This window comes from Mycoplasma sp. 3686h, assembly GCF_056781225.1.
Genome location: NZ_CM165562.1, coordinates 760981 through 780343, shown reverse-complemented (window position 1 = coordinate 780343; position 19363 = coordinate 760981). Strand labels below are relative to the sequence as shown.

Genomic DNA, 19363 nt, shown 5'->3' with positions numbered 1-19363 from the left:
AAGCAAACACTTGTAAAATTTTGTGTTCATTTTTTGGTATCATTATAATTATGAAACAACTTTTTTGTAAAAGAGCAATTAAAAAAGAACAAGAAAAATGAGCTCAATTACTTCAAATCGAAAAGAATAAAATAATTGAGCAATACGAAAAAGAACGCAAAAATAGTAAAAAATGAGTAATGATTTATTTTCAAACGCTTAATTATTTTCTAACTTCGCATGAAAATTTTTATTTAGAAGGTTTTATACCTTATAAAGAATTAGATATAAGACAATACACTCAAATCAAAAATCCCAAAATACCAGATTATTTTAATATTGAGGGTCAACCAATTTACAAATATCATAGACATCATGTTGATGAAATTTTTTTAAATAAAAACGATTTAAAAAGTTCTAATTTATATGACTACGGTCCATGTTTAATTGTGACTTACCAAGAACATTGTTTATTACATTATTTAATTGTAATGGCACAATTATCCAAACCAAACAATGGCATGCTTCACATTACTTGTACTTTTGAAAATTGAGATAAGGTTGTTAAAAACATGTGTACTAAATTAGGAATCGAATATGTACAGGGCTGAGACAAGTATTTAGTTTCGAGCGAAAACGTACAATAAAGGATTGCAATATTTGCAATCCTTTTAAGTCAAACTCTGTGTTTTTTTGTAAACCCAGAAAAAGAATCGGGAGATATACCTTGGCAATCCCTATTTTATTTACCTTGTTTTTTTAGATTTAATTATTTGATAAAATCGCTCTTGAAAATAGCATTAAGTCTTGTCAAAAATTAGACAAAAGGAACAAAAAGGAGTTTAAAATGTGTAAGAAAATTAAAGCATTTTTATTCAGTGGATTGTTCATTGGTACTTTTAGTTTAACTCCAATTTCTTGTTCAACGAGTCCTAATTTAACTGAAAATAAGACCCAATAGAAAGACTTGAATTATCCAAAATCTCTCTTCAAAAGATCCAACTTCCATCAGCAATTGCAAAAGACTTATTTGAGGCAGGGTTTTTTAAATAAATTATCTCTTATCCCAAATTTAGAATCAAATTCAATTGATTCAAAACTTAAAAGCAACTTTTCAGAAGAATTAAAGAAAAGTATTAATAACAACTTATTTTTAAATTGATTTTCTAAAACTTTAATATTGGATTAATTTTCAAAAATAAATCTTTTTAATATTTTTAATAATCTAAAAATAGATGAGCTTACTCAATTAAGTACAAAAGATAAAATATTTGTTCTTGATAATTCAGGAAAATGAGTCAAATTAGATTTTAATAACCAAGATCAATATTTACCAGTTCAATTAGATAAAAATGGTAATTTAGTAATCGAATATCGAATTGAAGAAGAAGATTCAAAAAAGATAATTAGTATGTCTAAAATTATTAAAACTAATAAGGATACTGAACAATTATCAAGACAATTTGTTGATTTAATTAAAAAATTCATTAGTGAAAATAAAGAAGAAATTAATGAATGATTAATCACGGTTCAAAAAAATATTTATAAATTATCTAATTTGCAAAAAAACTACATCTTTATTGAAACATGATTGGAATCTTATAAATATACACTTGCTTTTTTAGAACAAGAAAGCATTCCTTTAATTTCTTATTTAACAAATTTTGTGAATCTTTCTCAGAAAGAAATATTAACAAACTCTAACTTAACAAAAGTTTACTTTAAAATAAAAGAATACTTTTCTAAATTAATTAATGCATGAATTGATGATGTTTATGAAATCATCACCGTAAATAAAAGATTTGTTTATGAAGAAGACATAGAATTTCAAATAAAATTAGTGAATTCAGATCTTCAAAAAATCAAAACTTTTAATAATTTTAATAATACAGAAATAGAAAATAACTTTTTATCACTTATCGAAACATATTTAACAAAATATAATAATCTACAAACTAAAGACCAACCACTTAACGAATTAAAGTCAAAGAACTTTTTCTCCCCTTTGTTTCAAAAATGACTTGATTTAAAAATTCAAAACCTTGATTCATTGGATATAACAGCCCAAGACATGCTTTTATTTTATAAACCATCACTTGAACATCTTTTTCTTGAGAAAGATTCTGAACAGAAACGGAAAGAATTTAAGGAATGACTAAAAACAGGAAAAATTATTATATAAGCTATTTAAGCTAACTGGTTAAATATCTTTTCGATTTTCTAAAAAAAGATTGGAATAATTTCCAATCTTTTTAATTAAACTTTTATGTCTGATAAACACATATAAAAAGTTTTTTAATATTATAAATAATTAACGAATTTTGAATCAAAACTTCTTAACTAAAGCCGAGAATAAAGATTCACGAGCTGAAGCTTTAACTAATTGAGTTTTTGAATTTTTAAAATCTTGAGCAGGAATTGGTCTAAGAATTGCACTAGATGGATTTGTTTTATTAGTTCGATAAACTGTACTTTGTCCACCGGCGATTGGGAATATTGGGTTTCCTCCTAGAGCATCGACTTTGGTAGTTGTTAATCAGTTATTATCATTAGCGCTAGTAGTTCGATAAATTTTATCTTCAAATGATGAAAAAATAGCAAACGCTTTAACTAACTCTTCAGGTTTTGGAGAGTATCTAGCCGGATTAGAACCAAATTTAGTTTCAAATTGTGCTAAAAAGTCTTTTTCACTTTGTCTTAATGAGTCTTTAGTTTTATATGTTCCTAATGAATTTTTTAATCCACTTTTGTTAACTACAAAAACTTCATTTTCAGTTCATGAATTGTAAAAATAAACTTTTCTTAAAACTGGATTATAATCTATATTAAATGCATATAAGTTGATATTGACTCCTGAAGGAAGTTGAGTAATTCGCTTGGTTCATCAAAATCCACGATCATTATAAATGTTTGAAAAACCAGGTTGATCACCCCGTAATCGGTTATCATAAGTACCCGGTTTACCTTCACCATCGTTTCTACCATATGTCGGGAAACCAGTGACCGTACCACCATTTAGTTGCAAGAAAACAAATCCTTTTTCATTATCAAGGGGATAAATATTGAGAATTTCTAAATCCTTTGTTGAAGTTAATGAAACATTAAAAGTGATCGGAATAGTTAATTGATTTTCAAAATCAAATCCGTATTTAGTGAAACTATTGCGATTATTCTTATCTAAAAAAGCACTCAAACGAGAAGTGGTATTAGTTTCACCATTATATCGAATGTTTTGTAAATTAGCATCTGTGCTGGTTTTAAGATTGCTTAAGTAATTAGTATCAGGTTCAATAATTCCATTTTTTGTAGTTGAATTAGTATTATTTAAATCAAAAATTGCTGCTTTCATTTTGTTATATACTTTAGCAATAACTTGGTTTTTAACAGTTTGAGCTTGAGCATCATTTGGATTAGTGATTTGAGGAATATTTCAACCAGCTTCATCAACGTCAATTACTTCATATTTAGCATTAATTCCAACTTGATTATTACTATTGATAAAAATGCTTGAAGTTTCATTAGCAATAGCGATTTTATCAAGTGTTTTAAAGGTAATGACCACTTCTTTTTCGACTTCTAATCCACCAATATCAACATTATTAGATTCATATGAATAGACTACTTTAGCTTTAAGTGATTGACGATCAACTTCATCAGCAGTTTGAGGGACAAGATCAAATCAACCATTAGGACCATATTTTTTAATATAAACTTTGAGTTTTAACGGCGAGAATATTGATTTTAAATCACTTGCATTTTCAGTATCTTTATCTGTGTAAGCGAACTGATCAAACATTTGCAAGAAAGTATCATTATTATCAATTTCAACTTTTTCGCTAGTCATTGCGTTTGGATCACTAGCTACAATACTTTCAAAGGTAGTTCTAAATTTCTTTCTAGTGTATTCTTCATTAGCAATAATAACTTTGTATTTTTTATCAAAATCTCGGTCAATATTTGGTTCAACTGGTTGACGTGGATTAGTTTTACCTGGATTATCATCAAGTTGATCGAGCAATAATTTTTTATTTTCCTGGTCTTTAATTCAATCTTTATATTCAGTTAATTTTTTAATTAAACTTGACAAAGTACTTGGTAATGAGCTAGATGAATTTAAGGTTGTAAAATCTAAACTATCACTAGAATCTATGCTATCAGATAAAGTACGAATTGTTTGTTTGTATTGGCTAAATTTATCTTTAATTTTTTGAGTATCAGTTGATACAGTGTTGAATTTAATGGTTTGATAAAGATCGGCAAAGATTGCTTCGAGCGGATTTTGAGCTAATGCTTTATCAATAGTATCTTTAATTGCTCTTTCTAAAGTTAAAAATTCTTGATTTAATTTAACAATTAGAGTAGCAAAATTAGCTAATTGACCAGAATCTTTTTTAGTTATGATTAAATTGTAAATATTATTAACACTATCAAACTCATTTTTAAAAGTATCATAATGGTTTTCAAGCTCTTCAGCTTGGTTATATTGATATAAATTATATGTTTGACCAGCGATATTTTGTTTTAATAAATCAAGTGTATTTGTTAAATTAACATAAAACCCAGCTCCATTTGTTGCATTAGTGGGTGCAAATTTTTGAGCAAATTTAGCTTTAATTTCATTGACAAAGGTGTCAATAACAGTTTGATAATTACCAGTAATAACACTAACTAGTGAGTTAATTTTATTTGAATAATCATCAATTACATTAAAATTAGCACCTAAAGCACCATTAATTGTGTCTAAAAGTGTTAAAAGAGGAGTGTACGAATTTGGGTCTAAATCCGCACCCTTACGAACAATGGTTTTACTTGGTGCAAAATCATTAATATAATCTAAGACACTAGTTTTAATATTTTCAACCACGTTAGTGGCTTTAGTGTATAAATCAAAAATTTGTAATTGAGCAACTGATTGAGCATTATTTAAATAAACATTAACCTGCGAGTATGATAAGTTATCTTTATTATTAATTGCACTCTCTAAATCAGTAATACCTCTTTGAATAAAATTATCAACATAAGTACCACGAGCATGGTTGCTAGTTAAATTGGAACTAGTATTGTCAAAGTAAGTTTTTAATTCATTATCGGCATTTAATTGTTCAGTGAGCTGATCTTTTTTAGTCTGAATTAATTGGTTAATATTATTGGAAATAGTATTGAACAAGAGGATTTTAGCTTGTTCATCATTATTTGAATTAGTTAGTGTAGCACTAACACCATTTGCTCCATTGATTAATTGACTTAGTTGAGTAAATTTAGTTTCAACTAATGTACTATCAAGTGATTGTTCTTGCAATCCCAGGAAGGTTAAAGCCCGATTGTATTCTCGTTTTAAATTAATTGCATTATCAAGTGCATATTTAATCAATGAGTTTTTAGCTTGAGCACCTTCACTCGCTTGAATGTCATTAACATTTCTAAAATAAGTGCTAAATAGGACATGTAAATCTGGGTTTGAAGTATTATAAGCAGCTTTAAAAGCATCAATTTTTGCTTTAATAACATTTTTTTCATCTTGAGTGAGCAAGATATCATTATCATATTGATTTTGAACTTGCTCATAATTAGTTAATAAGACTAATTTAAAGTGTGCATTTTCAATATCAGTGGTGATGTTTTTAATTGATTCACTACCAGTCAGATTCATTTTTTGGGCATTATCAAAATAACCTTTAGCTCTAGTGATTAAGTCTTGAGCTTGAGTTTTTGCATTATTTACTAATGGATTGACACTAATAATAGTTTCAATGAAGTTATCAAGCTCATAAACTTTTTGTGCTAATGTTTTCAAAGCATCCAGTTTAGTTTCAATGGTTTGAACTTTAGAGCGAATTATGTTCAATTGTCCAGTATTATCAGTATCAATGGTAAAAGTGTTTTGAGTATTATTTTCACTATCTAATCGCTCTAAAAAGTTAGTTAGAGCATTTTTTAAATCGTTATGTACTAAAGGAACAAAAGAAGTTTGTTTTAGAGTGTTAATTTTATTATGAGTCTGTAAACGATATTCGTTTTTAGTGCGAATTGTTCCAGTATCAAGGCGAATTTGTTGAATGATTTTGTCACTTAACTCATTATATTCGTTTACATTTTTTGCATTATTTGATGCTAAATCAAATAGATCATTAACTGAATATATGTTACCAATTTTTTGACCCAGTGCTGAGTTAGTATATGCACTTGAACGAGGAATACTATCTCAAACTAGTTTGAGTGCATCGTTTAAATCAATAGTTGAACCAGCAAAATTACTTGTTGCTAATCCGTTTGCAAATATCAAGGTTTCTTCATCAGCAGAGACAATGTTTTTAAACGAATTTGCTTTTAAGGTTAAGTCATTAATCTTTTGCACTGCTTCTTGAGTGTAATTGGTGTTAATTGCACCGTTTTCAAAAGCACTTAAATAATTGTAAATTTCTGTTAATTTGCTCGATTCAACTTGTCCATTAACACTTCGTAAATTAAAGTTCGAATTATTAATGATAGCTTGAATTTGCCCTAATTTTGTAGCTAAAAGATCTGAAGCAATTAATTTTTGAGTCGTAAAATCAATTTGATTACTTAAATTATCATAATAACCAATATTATTATTTGTTCCACCATTAAGAATTAACACACTAAAGTAATTGTTTTTAGCTTGAGTTAAAAATGGAGTAATTTGTTGCAAGTATGAGTTAATTAAATTCGAATTATTATTAACTAAATTATTAATAGCATCTTTAGTTTTAGCCACATTTATTGCTAATCGAGCTATAGAAGGGACTTCTGATTTAATTCGATTGACTTGATTTAATAAATTAACTAAGTCATCACGTTGTACAGCGGTGGTAGCACTAGTTCTTGTAGCTTGCACATAATTATTAAGTTTGCTCATAACATCTGAATCTGGATTAGCTCCTAGAGTAGTGTTGAGGTTATGAACAATTCCATAAGCCCCATTGGCTAGAACGTTATTTTCTAAGGTTAAAAGAATGTTTTCTCTGAGTTCTTGTGTTTCAACTTCTTTGGTATAAACTTTGTTTAATTCTTGGTATTTATCTTCAACTTGAGCAAGATTATCAGAAGGAGCAACGAGTGATGTTTCATCGGCTGATTTAAGTAATTCAATTGATGTTGTTTGTGGTTTTTTAATATAATCAGCAATTCTTTTTTGTAAATTTAATAATTCTTCAAAACGATTGACTTTTTGACTAATTTCTCGCACTTGCTGCAAGTTTAAATTAGTCTTAAGAGTATTTTTAATTGAACTATCAAAACCACTATGACTAGTTTTAATTTTACTGTGTAAATCTGAAGCACTTGCATTGATTAAATTTGAAATAGTTTGAATATCTTTTAGTTTATTTAAGATTAACTCTTTTTCATATGCAATTTGTAGCTTAGTTTCATAAGCTTTAATATCATTTGTATCAACATTGGTTTTATGTGCAACATTTTTATCACTTTCATATTCATTTTTCAATAGATTATAGTAAGTAGTAAATTGATAAGAAGCATTAGTTTTTGTCAATGTAACTATGTTAGAATCTAGTCCGATTTCTTTATTATCAACTAATGCTACCGCCTGGTTAAATTGAGCTAAAAGATCACGTTTTTTGGTTTGATAAAACATAATTTTACTTTCAAATTCAAGTGTTTTAGCTTTGATTTGCTCTACACTTAAATCATTATTGTAGACAAGAGATTGAATTTGAAGCGAAATTTCATTAATATCATTTTTAAGCACTTGATAAATTTTTCAATCTTTATTTTGATTAAGTACCTCATTTAATCTTTCGACAACTTGTAAAAATTCTCTTTTAGCTTGAATAATATCATTAGCTTTTCGTAAAACCTTAGTTTTAGTAAGAATTTTGTTATTATCATCACCTACAGATAAATCATTATTTTTTAATAGCACAAAAATATAATCAGCTAGTGTTTTAGTTGAACTATCAGTATTATATAAATTGTATGAGTCCAATAATTGCGAAGAATAATCAGCTAAATCTTTAATCAATTCCATTTTATTAGCAGCTTGAGTTGCTTTTTGTAACTCAAGCTGTGATTTTTGGACTGTAGCAAAATTATCAATTTTACTTAAACTAATTTTGTAACTATTAGTTGCTTCATTGTTTTGGGTTTTTGAACCGGATTGAATGTGTTGATTAATTTTTTCAATTTTTTCTTGCTCATAAGCAAGTAAAATCTCATCCCCACGCTTAAATAGTTGATTTTTGGCGTTTTCAATCACTTGTAAATTTGGAATATTATCAGGCGAATTTAAGCGAATAATGATTTGATCTACATTTTTAATTTCTTCTTTTCCATTATCAATTGCTTGATTGGTTTTAACACCTGTATATGGAGCAGAAGTTTTTTGAGCAATAATTTCAAGCAAACGTTTTTTATTAATTTCAGCTTGATGTAATTGTGGAACAATATCGATTAGTTGAGTGGTACGAACGATTGCGTTGTGGATTTTAGCTGGTTTGTTCACATCTTTAGCATCTTCAAGTAATTGCTGATATTGTTTTAGTAATGCTTTAGCACCTGAGTTTGAAAGATCGTTTTGATAATTAGTATCAATTGCAGTTTTGAATTGATTAATTTTTTGTTCGAGCAGAATTTTAATATCTGCTTGATTTAAGTCGTTAAGAGCTTTTTGTAATTGTTTTTTTGCACTAACTACTTGTTCGCTAGTTGCTTTTGGGTCAGTAAATAGTGGTTCAAGCTTTTCTCTAGCTGATAAAACTGCTTTAATATATGGTTGGAATAAGATTGAATTTGGATTATTTTCTTGTTCAGCAAGAGTTTTTTGAGCTTGCTTATCAAGAAGCGATAAATCGCGAAAATCATTACCAGTGCTGATTAAATTTTGGAGTCTTAAAGCAATATTACCAATTTCAATTTCTAGTTCATTTGTTCCATTTCCATCGTTAATTTGTGCTCTGAGTTCATCCAAACGTTTTTTATAATCATTGTATAGATTGATTCTTTTTTGTTCGTTTTCACTTGGAATATATGTATCATCGTTATTTGAAAACACTTCTCTAAGATAATCATTTGTAAAAAGAGAAAAAGTTTCAGCTTGAGTTTGTTTATTAGCGTTAATTAAGTTTTGGAGCCTAATATTATACAATTTGATTTGTTCGATTAATTCTACTGAAGGAATAGGATTAAAATCTTTAGTCATTGGTTGGGAATCTTGATTAAGTTTTTTAGCTTGTTCAACCAGATTTGCATTGATTGGATCGTTTAAGTTCTTAACTAGTGCAATTTGATCATTTAATGAGCTTATAAGCTGACTAAGATTAGTTTTGAGAATGATTCTAAACTCTTCGTTAAGTTTGTTTTTTACAGTATTTAAATAAGGAACAGATACATTGCTTGAATATGTTTTAACTACTTGATTATTTAATTCGTTGAGTTGACTTTTGATATCTTGGTTAGTAAATTTAAATCCTTTTACTTGCGAAATTTGTGTTTTAAGAAGTTTTAATTCATTATTTAAATAAGTTAAATCTTCAAGTTGCTTGATTTGAGTATTGTAAAAATCAAATATCTGATTAGATAAATCCTTGGTTGCAAGTTCTTTATTAACAATAGTATCTGTTTGTGAGCTAATTAAATTAGCTTTACTTTTATTGATAATGTTATTGTCCAAAGCTAATTTAGTTTTGGAATTTAATTGTTCAATTAATGAATTAGCAAACTTTAGTGCATAAAATTGACCAAACAAATCACTTTTAGCTGAAATAAGTTGCTTTTTGTCGCTGATTGAAGCTACCTGAAGAATTAATGAGTTAATTGCTCGCTTGTTAAAAATAAGCTTAGGATTAAATTTATCAACATACGAACTTAACTCACGGATAACTTGCTGAATTTCAGATACAGTTTTTTGTGTATCTGAAATTTGTTGGTAGAAAGTAATTACATCATTATGAATTCGATTAATATCAGCTTGATTCAAAGCAATATTAAGATTAATTTTTGTTGCTTCTAAGAATTTTTTAATGTTGTTTTTTTCGGTTTGGGTGTAAGCTGAATTATTAACGTAAAGTTCAATTTGTTTTAAATACTCATTAATTTCATTAATCTCATTTTGCGAATCATGAATCATTTGTTCAAATTTTTGAACTTCATTATGAGTGTCTTGTGAAGCGATTTGAATTTCGTTTAAACGCACGTTTGTACTGATAATACGCGAATATAGTGGTACAAGTGATGAAGAAACGTCTTTTTTAAGTCCACCAAAAGGAACATTATCAAGTTTGTTAGTAGTTCCTTCTAGAAATTGGATAAACGGTTTTAACTTTTCGTTTTGTAAGGAAACTAATTTTGTAATTTCACCTGCAAGATTTGTTAAATATTGCTGTTTTTGTTCATTATTCGCAGTAGAAAGAACTTCAAAGAATTTAATACTTTGATCTTTTTTATGTTGCAATAGTTGTTCCTTTAAATCAAGTTCACGAATCCGATCTTCTTGGTTGGAAATTATTTTGGTTCAAAAGGTTGACTCTTCTTCCTTTGTTTTAATTTGAATTTTATCAATGTTTTTAATATAAAAATTAAATACAAGATCTTGAACTTTATCAAGTGAGACTAATTTTGTTATTAAGTCTTTATCTTTAGAATTTCAATCCTTTTTAGCTTGAATGTAAGCATTGGTAATTTGATCTTTTTGTTCATTTGATACATTAATATATGGTGAATAAAGCTTGAATAAATTTTGACCTTTAAGGAAATTTATGTACACTGTTGAACCATTAACTTGCTCATTTGAATGAACACTTAATAATGTCGCTCCCAAACCAATGGCAGCTGGAATAGCTAATGCTGATGAAGTAATAAATACTTTTTTGAATTTGTTGTTTTTAATTTTGTTCATAACTATCCTTAAATCCTTTTAGTGTACTTTAAATTCAATGTTAAAGAATCCATTGTTTCCAATTGCTTGATAAAAATCATCATGTCCTACTCCACCAGATCCTGAATCAGCATCTATTGTTGTAATATTTCCATCAGCTGGTCATAAACGAGAACCACCTTTTGATCTTGAAATGTTCAATTGCTTAAATGATAGTCCTTCAAGGTCTCTGAATTTAATTCTGCTCATAACATATCCATAGAATGCATCATCATTACGAAGTGATGTTTTTCCTCTATTGCTTCGTTTAAAAAAGAAGACACGTCGTATAATCGGAGCCTTTCCAAGCGAAATATTTTGTGGAGCGTCAGTAGCATTCTTATCAAAGCGAGTTAAAATTTGTCACGAAACTAGCATAATTGCTTTTTCGTTAGCTTGATTAGTCACTGGAATTCCAATAACAATTGGTAAGAATAAAAGGTTTTTACCCTGGTCTGTTGCTTGGTTATATTGATATTGATAAGTGTTTCGTCAATTATATTTAGGTTCATCTTTGCTTCCTACAACACCTAATCAGTAATTACTGGTATTTTGGTATTGAATTCCAGTATCTGAAACAAAGTTCGGATTAAGTGTTTTTCAGTAAATTTTATTTCCGTGTTGAGTATAACCTTTATATGGTCCAGTTAATTTAACCTTAACTCTAAAATCAGGTGATGATGTAGTATTTGCTGAACGAGCTCCATTGATTGGTTCAGTAACATCTTCAGTGAAAAACTCAATACCATATTCGACTTGCTTTGCAACCGAATATTTATTAAATGCACTCAATAAACGAGAAGGAGCTTCAAGATTGTTTCATCCGGCTTCTTCGGCAGTAAATAGCGTTTGACTTAAACTAGCTTCATTTTGAATATTTTCTTTATGAATTACAAAAGTTTCTAAAGTATGGAATGAAATCCCTACATTTTCAAATTTAATTCCAAAATTATCAACACTTCCAAATGCACTGTTAGCATCAGTAACTGAATTTGGTTTGTGAAACTTAAAGTAAAGTTTAATAAATCCTTTCCGAATTTCTGGATTAGGAGTAAGTCGTGGAATGACGTACTTAGCATTTGGGTCATTAGCTGATTTATAAACGTATACTTCTATATTTTGTGTATTAAAGAAAGAACTAGTTCCTTTAAGAATGTTAAATTTTTCAAATAAATTTCCTAAGATTCCAGCACCATTAGCATCAATATATTGATTAATTTTTTTAGCTTTATAAACAGTTCCATCAATAGTAAGATCTTGTTCTGTAATGCTTGTGCCTTCAAGAGTATTTTGAAAGTTTTCTAGGGTAGTGGTATTTTTAGCGATAATATCTTCAAAATTAGCAACCCCATTTTGAACATTGGTGAGAAAATCGAAAAACAAATTAGTATTTTTTGGATCACTAGTTCATTGGAAAAGTTTTAGAGCTAAATCAAATCCTTTTGTAATTGATCTATAAATATCAATATCGCTAGCATTATTTCGAACCAGAGCACTTAATTCATGTGCACTATTTTCTGAAGGTTGAGAAAGTTTATCATACTCACTTTTTACTTCACTAAACTTATCAATATTCGGATCAATATTTGGGTTTGTTTGTGAATTAGAAGCAATATTGTCAAGTAAATTGTGCAGATTTGCACGACCCAAAAATCCGTTACCCCCATCAACAAACTTAGCAAGTACCTTTTGTAAAGTATCCGTGTCTGAACTTGAATTTCCAAACACTAAATTAAGTAATTTTTCTTTTGCTTTAGCTAAAGCAACCACCACATTTTTGTAATTATTAAAATAGGTCGAACGTTCAGTTGTTATATTATTTGGTGTTCCGTTATTAAAAGCAACATTATCTTCATTTGTTTCGTTTTTAACATTATTTTGAGCTGTATTATTAATCAATGTCATTTCATTAAAAAATTCATTAATCTTAGTGGTTAAACCTGCAGTCTCAGAATTTGTGGTTTTAAGTGATTTACGAACATTAGTCAATGTTTGATTATCAGTTAATTCATTTTTAATTCTAGTTAGGTTACTAATTTTGATTAAAATAGAAGGAATTGATTTAATTGAAATTAAATTTAAATAATAATTAAATAATTCATTGCCCACATTAGCTAATGTTTCAATTGGTTCGTTTTGAGCAAAAGTGTTTAATCAAGCAATAATATTAGCATCGGTTTCGTTAGCTTTTTGAGTATAAGATTGAGCATTAGCATGTAGAGTATCCTGTGCTGATGGATTAATAGCATCGTTAAATGCATTTAGTTCTGCTTGTGAAATTCCAACTGTTTCGAGAATAAAACTTTGAGAAGCTCCATTAGTGTTTGGAGCGTTTAAAAAGGTGTAAAACTCGCTAAATTTTTCTTTATATGAATTGTATCGATTCACTTCTCATTTAAACAGAGCAATCCGTTGTTCATTATATTTATTTTGAGCTAAAACAAGGTCATTGTTAAAGTTTTCTAATTTTTCAGCTGTTGAAACATCAATGCTTTTAATTGGATCAAGTGCAACACTATCATAATTGCTAAGATATGGAGAAACATTTAAATTAGTAAAAATATTAGTAATGTATTTACTTAATTGTAAATTCTTTTGATAAGCTGCTTTAGCTTTATCAATTTCAGCTTTGATTATTAAGTCAAGTGCTCCAGTATTAGAGTTAAAAATTTGGTCAGAAAAATCTAATTTTTGAATTTCATTATGATTAATATCTTGTAAAGCGTTAGTGGCTTGAGCTATTTTGGACTGTAAATTGTTGTATAAATTTTTAATCTCAGCTGGTTCATAGTTGGGATTAGTTGAAATATGTTGATTATATTTACTTAAAAATTGTTGAGCTTTAAAAATATCAGCTTGAAGAATTTTTGAATTAATAAATGCTATAGCAAAGGAATTATTAGAAGCTCCGTTGACATATTTATCTAATAAACGATCATAATTTTCTTTTGTTTCTTGATTAGCGTTAGCATTAATTTCATTAAAGACTTTATCTAAAATCGCTTTTAATGGAGCTTTTGCCTGAACAGTTAAATATTCATTAGTGCCTGGAGTTGTGCTAAAATTGTTTAATTCGTTCAATTTTTGAGCAACAGCAATGGCTAATTTTAAACGAGCAGTATATGTATCAAGCAAGGAAATATTATTATCAAGTGCAACATTGTTTTTCTCATTATAATAATAACTTTCACCCTTGTTAATTTGCTCATCCAGTTTACTAATTGAAGCAAGAACATTGGTTTCATTTGCAACGGTTGTTGGCACGCTATTTTTAATATTTTTTGCTATTGCAATCAGTTGAGCAATCTTTTTATATTTTTCAAAGAAAACATCAATTTCAATGCTATTTAATCCTGCGTTTGCTAATGCAGCACTTGTATTTGCATTTGAAATTGCTTGAGCTTGAGTGTGAAAGAACTGGTCAGCTTTTTCTTTTAATATTGAATATTGTGGATCAATATTACCTTTTGCAGTTAGTGAATGAATTTGTTTAGTTTTAATTCCTTGTTGATTAGCAATTTGATTATCCTGATAAATTAAATCTAAAGCACTTTTACGAGCTGTATATAAATGGTAAATATTATCAAAATTATTTACTAAATCAGTATATAAGGTGGTGTCAATGTCAGTGGTGGTTTGGTTCGTGTTTGGAACACTTTGTAAAATTGCATCAGCAAGTTTTTGAGCATCAGTATTAAATCCATAATTAAAAGTGGTACTAGTTTTATATTCAAAATTATTATATGAATTATCATTTAAAACTTGAGTTTGAGTATTTATTTTTTCTTTTTGTAAATTAATTAATTTAGTTAATGAATTAATTGTTGTTTGCACTTTAAATAATTTGGTTTGAGTGATTGGTTCAGTGTTTAACTCAGTAGTTAAAAAATCATAATAATTTTGCATTTTAGTTTTTGCTTGCGAAGCTGTTCCTGCATTTCCTGTTCCTGTAGGATAAGATTGAGGAATAGAGCGTTTTTCACTAGTAACTAAATCGTAAATTTGGACAAACTTAGCAAATAATTTCATTTGATCTTGGAGGTCTTTTTCACGAGCAATTAAGTCCAATGAATCAAGATTTAGGAAATGATCTCGAAACGCATTATATTGATTGGTTATTTCACTAATAATTGATTGTTTTCCTCTTTGATCTGCAGGAATTGTTCCAGTATCTGTGACTAATTTTTGTGCTTTTTGCGATGTTAAGGCAAGGTTTTTAAGGTTCTCTTCTTTAAACTGAATTTCACTGAGTTCATTATCAATATTAATGAGCTCATTTTTGAGCTGCACTGCACTAGTTCTTGTTAATAGTTGTTGTAATTTGGTATCAATTTGAGTTTTTAAATTTCCGTCAATACTATTTGCAAGTTTCATTAGTTTATTATCAATGCTAGTTTGATAATCTTTAATTTTAGCTTCTTGACTTGCTTTGGCTTCTTCAATTGAGACATTATCAAAGAATAAATCTCTAAATTCATTTCTTAAGCTAATAATACTTTCAGGGGTCTGATTATAAAAAGCAGTTGTATCAATTCCTGTGTAAAGAGTTTTGTTATTCAACCTTGCAAAAAGAGTATTGTTTGGTCTTTCACTGGTTAAAACTTGAATATTTTTTTGTCCTGGATGGGAACTAGAATTTAAATCAAAATAATCAAAAATAGCTTTTAGTTGCGAAATTAGTGAGCTTAAAGACGAGATTTTTTGATAATCTCGTTTAATTTTGACTAAATCCATAGTTTGATTGTAATTATTCACAGTGCTTTTTATAGCGTTATTTCACTCAGTGATAATGTTTTTTCATGCATTGCTATAATTATTTTTAATATCATTTGAATAATTATTAAATGAAGTAAATTTATTGTTTAATTGATTTGATGAATGAATAAACGAATCCTTAGCATAAGCAAGAGCAAGCTCATCGAGTTTAGCAAGAAGTTGCTCAGTAAGCGTAATTTGTCTACCGTTTGCATCTTGTGCATTTTTTAAATTATCAAATTGAGCAAAAACTGCATTAGTGTGAGTAATATCAGCTAACCCATCAGCGTTTTTTAAGTTTTCATATTCAGTTTTTAAGCGATCTTTTAGAGTAAGAGCATTATTTCAAGCATTATTAATTGCGTTTTTATTAGCCATTTCACGATGATAATAAAAATCAATTTCATCACGCAGTGATAATAAATTTGCATTGGTAATATAAAATTGTTCAAGTTGAGTTTGATAAGCAGATACTTTACGATCAAAAGCACTAATTGCTTGGTCAAAAATTGTTCGATTTCGCTCTGAATTTGTATATAGAGATTTTAATGTTTTGAGATTATTTTCTGCTTGTAAACGAGCCGAGACTTTGGATAGTTCATTTTCGAGTATTCGATTTTTAAAATCAATTGTTGAAATCGAATCTCCAAAATTAATCAAACTATTAATCGGTTCATTAGCAGCACCACTAAGTGGTTTATTGACAATTGAATCTAATAAAGCTTTATATGTAATTGGATCATTTGCTTGGTTAATCGTTTCAAGCTTTTGAGCACTAGTTTTAAGTGTTAAAGATAACTTAAAGTAGTTTTTAATGTTATTTTCAAGTTCGTCTACTTGTTCTTGAGTTTTATTATTGTCTTGAATTAATCGTTGAGTTTGTGTATTAATGTTTTCAATTGAAGCATTAATTTGGTCATAAGGATGTATATTCAACAAAGACTGTTTATTAATTTTATTTGCAATAATTTCTTTGTTGGTTTTTTGTAATAAGGCTACTGAAATAGCTAGTGATAAATTAGAAGTTTGATTTTCAAGTTCTTGTGTTTTAGCTTGAATTTGAGCCTTATCAAAATCAGGATTAAATAAATTAACTAAAAATGCATCAATATTTTTATTTAGATTTTTAGCACTTGTGAATTGAGCTTGGGGTTTAAAAGTTGCATAATTATTATTTTCAGTATCATCAACTAAAGTTTTTAAATTGTTATTTTTAACCTCTAAATCCTTAGCAGAATTAACCACATCCATTAGAGTTTGAATTTTCAGATTAATCTCTTTTCTTTGTTCTGTAGTTAATGTATTTTTAGAAAGCTGTTCTTGGTATGAAGTTAGTTTAGCAAGAATTTTTGTTTGCATTGGTGTCGGAGCACCGTTTAATGAATACGGAGCAAAAATTTCATTAATTTGTTTGAAATTATCTTCAAGTGATTGGCCACTTTGATATTTTGCTTGCTTGTCTTTATATTCTTGAATTGCTTGTTCAAGTTGCAAAGCTAGATTATCTAAATTATTAGCACTTGAAGCATTGTTTAAAGCATCAAGAATTGTGTCTTTAATTTCTTGAATTTTTAGAGTTTGTTTTTCTAGGAATGCTTGCTCAGCTTTTCTTCCTTGTGAAGAAGCGACGGCTTGATCAGCGATTGAAATTTGTGCTTCAAGCTCTTTGAATTTTTGAGCATTTTTTGCAATTTGATTTAATTGTTCTTGAATTTTTATAAATGATTTTTCTTTTTGAGTAGGACTTAATTCTGGATTAGCCGCCAGAATTTTTGCTTGTTTTTGAAGTTCTTGTGCTTGTCCAAATAGTTTTTGTCCAAATGGAGAATCAATATTTTTATTCGCATTAGCAAACACTTTTAAAAGATCGTCCTTGGTATGAGAATAAGTTAATAAAGTATTCGAAAGTCCGCGACTAATATGAGCTTTTTCAAGTTCTTCACGATATTGTTTAATTAAAGTTTGTAATTGTGAACGAATAGCAGTTGAATCTAAAGGGATAAGTTCAATTGCACGAGAATTTAAAAACTTAAGCTTGTTCTTAATTTTTTCATCAATTTCATTATTATCAGCTAAAACTGAAACAGTTGAATCGTATCAATTTTTTAATTCAATCCGATTAATTTCTCTTAATTGGTTAATTTTTACCCTTAAAGTATCGTTTAATTCTTTAACTGAAGGATTTGAATTTAAAACCTTAGTTATATCTAATGACATTTGAGTTAGTGTTTTTTTATCAACTCCCAACCCTTTATCAATTGATTCGAGAATTTGATCGTTAAGCTTTGTAAGTGAATTTTTAAAGACTGAACCTAACAAGACATTATCGTAAATATCATTATGTAATCGATTTAGTTTGTTTAAATATTCTTCAATTCCATTGAGATTTGAACTAATAATATCGTTTAATTGTGCATTAAAAGCTTGAGCATCAACTTGAGATAAACTTTTATCGTTTGAATATTGATTAATTTGATTTTTAATAGCACTTATCAATTTTTCAATATTTTTTACACTACTTGTTAAATTACTTACTTGAGCAATAGCATTTAAAACCTCAATATGACTATGTTTAGGTCTTTGAGCAATTTTTTGAGCTTGTAAATCAACTAATTGTTGAATTTTTGTATCTGAAGAAACTAATTTTAAAGTTTGTAAGTCTTGCGATAAAGTTTCAAGTAGTTTATTAATGTTTGGATTTTCTTTAATTAAAGTATCTAATTGAATATTAACTAAAGTATTTAAATATTGAATTTCTGAACTTTTATCAAGTGCAAGAGTTGGTGTTGGATTGAATGCAATGTTTTTATAATTATCAATATATTGCAAGAAATTGTTTTTAATTTGATTATCAATGTTTAAATCATTGATTGATTTTCTTACTCTAAGTACATTTTCTAAGAATGTTTTTAGTGCTTTATTTTCTTGTTCTTTGACTAAAGAAAGTTTTTCAACCATTTGGTCATAAACTTTTTCGTATTCGACTAAAGCATCACGTGAGAACCTTGGTTGATTGATTAAATTTAAGATTTGATCAATAGTGGATAAAAGAGCACTTTTTTCTTGTGCACTAAATTGAGTCGAACTATTTCTAATTAATTGAGTGTGATTGGTTCAAATTTTAGTTTCCAAACCAATAACAAATTCATTTTCTTGTGAAATTAGTGGATCGACCGTCTTAAAGAAAGAATTTAAAGCTTTATCTTTATTAGACTGAGATGATAATTGAGCTAACACTGCATTTTTTGAATTCTCAATAGCATTTTGAAAATCAACTACTTTAACTAATGAAGAATATTCATTAACAAGTTTTCTTTCTTGTTCTAGGTCACTAACTACGCTTAAAAGCGCTTTTGGAGTTTCTTTTTTGAGTTTATTTCTTTGTTCAAGCATTAAAGCAACACTGGAATTCTCATTGGCCAAAAGTTGATTTGCATAATCAATTTCTAGAGAAAGGGATTTGATTTTTTCGCTATTTTTTTGTTCTTGCGTTAGCGATTTTAACGCATCTTGTGATTTATTGATTTGATTTAAAAGTTCAATGAAATAATAAGTTTGTTTTCGTGGAACTTCATATTTTGCGTGTAATGATGATAATACACCGATAGATACTAGAGCAGCAGCACCAGTTGTCCCCGCTGTCACACTTAAGGAAATCAGAGCTTTTTTTGAGTTTGTCACAATATACCTCTATATATAATTTAATGCTTTTACACTCATAAAATGAATATAAAAGAT

The 19363-nt window shown here is 28.1% G+C and carries 4 protein-coding genes; 2 read left to right on the top strand and 2 right to left on the bottom strand.

What is annotated here, in order from left to right; all coding sequences use genetic code 4:
• Positions 1 to 50: 50 nt before the first annotated feature.
• Positions 51 to 626, top strand: coding sequence for a hypothetical protein (locus AC1RP9_RS03095; protein ID WP_481822068.1), 576 nt, complete (start codon positions 51 to 53; stop codon positions 624 to 626).
• Between the two features lie 764 nt (positions 627 to 1390).
• Positions 1391 to 2161: a hypothetical protein gene (locus AC1RP9_RS03090; RefSeq protein WP_481822066.1), complete on the top strand. Its 771-nt coding sequence runs from the start codon at positions 1391 to 1393 to the stop codon at positions 2159 to 2161.
• 129 nt (positions 2162 to 2290) lie between these two features.
• On the opposite strand, the gene AC1RP9_RS03085 is transcribed toward AC1RP9_RS03090, so the two are convergent.
• On the bottom strand, positions 2291 to 10852 hold the full coding sequence (locus AC1RP9_RS03085) for a myosin family protein (protein ID WP_481822064.1): 8562 nt from the start codon (positions 10850 to 10852) through the stop codon (positions 2291 to 2293).
• 18 nt (positions 10853 to 10870) lie between these two features.
• Complete coding sequence (locus AC1RP9_RS03080) at positions 10871 to 19306, bottom strand: hypothetical protein (RefSeq protein ID WP_481822062.1); 8436 nt, start codon at positions 19304 to 19306, stop codon at positions 10871 to 10873.
• Positions 19307 to 19363: the final 57 nt, after the last annotated feature.